Origin of the sequence: Caldimonas taiwanensis NBRC 104434 (assembly GCF_001592165.1) — a bacterium.
Classification (GTDB): domain Bacteria; phylum Pseudomonadota; class Gammaproteobacteria; order Burkholderiales; family Burkholderiaceae_C; genus Caldimonas; species Caldimonas manganoxidans.
In genome coordinates this window covers 1-2,351 of sequence record NZ_BCWK01000053.1, presented here as the reverse complement: position 1 = coordinate 2,351, position 2,351 = coordinate 1, and the positions used below count along the sequence as shown (strand labels likewise).

General features: G+C 64.0%; 5 protein-coding genes and 1 pseudogene. All 6 read right to left on the bottom strand.

Going from position 1 to position 2,351, the window contains the following annotated elements; all coding sequences use genetic code 11:
* Nucleotides 1-251: 251 nt before the first annotated feature.
* Nucleotides 252-572 carry a helix-turn-helix domain-containing protein gene (locus CTA01S_RS15905; protein WP_062196829.1) on the bottom strand — a complete coding sequence of 107 codons (321 nt, stop codon included), beginning with the start codon at nt 570-572 and terminating at the stop codon, nt 252-254.
* A 41-nt stretch (nt 573-613) separates the two neighbouring features.
* Nucleotides 614-907 carry a type II toxin-antitoxin system RelE/ParE family toxin gene (locus CTA01S_RS15900; protein ID WP_062196828.1) on the bottom strand — a complete coding sequence of 98 codons (294 nt, stop codon included), beginning with the start codon at nt 905-907 and terminating at the stop codon, nt 614-616.
* On the bottom strand, nt 904-1,170 hold the full coding sequence (locus CTA01S_RS15895) for a type II toxin-antitoxin system ParD family antitoxin (protein ID WP_062196827.1): 267 nt from the start codon (nt 1,168-1,170) through the stop codon (nt 904-906). The genes CTA01S_RS15900 and CTA01S_RS15895 overlap by 4 nt, the downstream gene beginning before the upstream one ends.
* 70 nt (nt 1,171-1,240) lie before the next feature.
* A complete protein-coding gene (locus CTA01S_RS15890; protein ID WP_062196826.1) occupies nt 1,241-1,663 on the bottom strand; it encodes a VOC family protein in 423 nt (140 codons plus the stop codon).
* A gap of 112 nt (nt 1,664-1,775) precedes the next feature.
* Nucleotides 1,776-2,144 (bottom strand): annotated as a pseudogene (locus tag CTA01S_RS15885) (DUF6362 family protein); the annotation flags it as partial.
* Nucleotides 2,137-2,351: hypothetical protein (locus CTA01S_RS16780; protein WP_062196825.1), on the bottom strand; the 215-nt coding region annotated here is incomplete at its 5' end. The pseudogene CTA01S_RS15885 and the gene CTA01S_RS16780, both read right to left, overlap by 8 nt.

Genomic DNA, 2,351 nt, shown 5'->3' with positions numbered 1-2,351 from the left:
TTTGCATCCTGACGGTGGCGAAGCGCCGCGCTCGCGCCCCCCGCATCGCGATTTCGGCAGGAAGGACCCGTTGATGCTTGGGCGGCTTCGTCGGGCGTCACCGCTGTCCAGAGGTTAGCCGAGATACTACCCCTGATCGGCCTGCTTTGTTGCACCGCTGAACGCCCCCGGATTCGCATCCAATCCGAAACTGTCGGTCAGTGCGCCCTGCGTTCATCAACGTTGCGCATGGGTTTGGAGGGGCTGCCCCTTCAGAGCACCGCCTCCAGCCCTTTGCGCTCGATGAGGTTGAGCAGTTTGAGCGAAGGGCCGCTGGGTTTCTTGTCGCCGATCTCCCACTTCTGGACGGTCGAGATGCTGGTGTTGAGCACGGCAGCGAACACCGCTTGGCTGATGTGGGCCTGCTCACGCAGCGACTTGATCTTTTGTGGCGGCATCTCCTGAACGTTGAGGTGGCACAAAGCATCGAACTCACGCATACGGCGCTTGTCGATCAGACCGATCCGGTTCAGGTCCGAGGCCATCTCATGGACCTCCCGCAAGATCTGCCCTTTGCGCTTTCTCATAGCCATCAGAGGTTCTGCAACCCGCCGATACGCTCACCAAGCCGCCGTCAGCCACCAAACTGGGCGCCGATATCGCGTGCGCCGTGCAGGACGCACACGATGCTCACTTCATCGTCGGACGCGCAGAAGAAGATCACGTAGTTGCCGTGGGCGAAGGACCGAATGCCTTCGCCGAGTTCGGGGCGCAGCCGGTACGCCTGGGGCGCCGCGGCGATCTTGCTGCATTGCATGCGAAGTTCTGCCACGAAGCTGACGGCTCGGCTCGGATTGTCCTGGGCGATGTAGTCGCCGATTTCCTCGATGTCGCTTGCGGCCAGCGGGGTGATGACGAGCCGGGTCATTTCGTGCGGCGCTTCGACTGATCCCGGTACTTCGTCTCCAGTCGGTCAAAGACCTCTTCGGCCGGCTGCTCCGGACCACTGGATCGGCCGGCCGTGATGGCCGCGCGCAGTTCTTCCAGCTGCAGGGCGTGACGCTGGGCTTGCTCTTCCAGCAAGCGCAGTCCGGCGCGAACCACCTCGCTGGCGTTGTTGTAGCGACCCGAGGCGATCTGCTCCTTGATGAAGGCCTCGAAATGGGGGCTGAGGGCGACACTCGTCGGCATGGGAATGGCTCCTAACGCTCAGCATCAGCGGCGGCACGCAGCGCCGTCCGCCGCATGCTGTTGTTATGCCTCAATCCGGTGCGGTCCACTGCGGATTCCACACAACCTCCCACAGATGGCCGTCCGGGTCCTGAAAGTAGCCGGCGTAGCCACCCCAGAAAGTGTCCGCGGCTGGCTTCACAACGACAGCGCCCGCGCAACGTGCCTGGTTCATCACAGCGTCTACTTCGGACTTTGAGTTCACGTTGTGCCCCAACGTGAACTCCGTTGGACTCGCCGCGCCTACGGAAAGACCGGAATCATGCGCGATGCTCTTGCGCGGCCACAACGCCAGCCGTAAGCCCACTTGGAGGTCGATGAACACCACGGCTCCATACTCAAACTCCTTGCCGATGATGCCTTCCGTTGCGAACCCGAGGCCGTCCCGGTAGAAGCGCAGCGACCTCTCAAGGTCATCAACACCGATGGTGATTACAGTGATCCTTGGCTTCACGCGGTGACTCCTCTCGAGCCATAACTGTTATTAACTGTTGATAACGGTTATTGGACCCCTGCAGCCCCGTCTTGTCAAGCAAACGGCTGGGCAGGCGGTCTGCTTCTCGCTTGCCGTTGAGGGTGTCAGCCACGGTCTGCAACGCCCGCTGCCACCTCCGCCAGGCCGTGGTGCGGTCGCAGCCCAAGCGCGCGCAGATGTCGCGCCAGCGGTGGCGGTCGGCGCGCATCCACACGAGGTGCCGTTCCTCTTCCTCCAGCCACTGCACCCAGCGCATGGCTTCGAGCATGCGCTCGATGGCCTCGGGACTGGGCGGGAAGCGCCGGATCGGGGCCTCGGCGCCAAGCGTCTCCCACGGCATGCGCCGGATCGCGGGCCAGGTGTTGAAGTAGCCCTGCACGCGCACGGACGGCAAGCGGTGGGCGGTGATGGCCGCCTCCCGGAAGCGTTCGGCCACACGCTCGACGGTCCACTCAGCCATGGCGTGCCTCCCGGTCTCCATCCCGTTGTCCATAGAGCCGCTCGCCGATGCGGCGGATCATCTCGCGCTCCGTCCAGTGAAGCCGCTCATCGTCCAGGCCGACGACGAGCAGGCGCTGCTCGCGCCAGCCTTGGCGCTTGACGGCTTCCACGTCCATCGGCTCGGGCTGCAGGCGTGCCAGCGGGCCACGGTAGCGAGGGGTCGGGA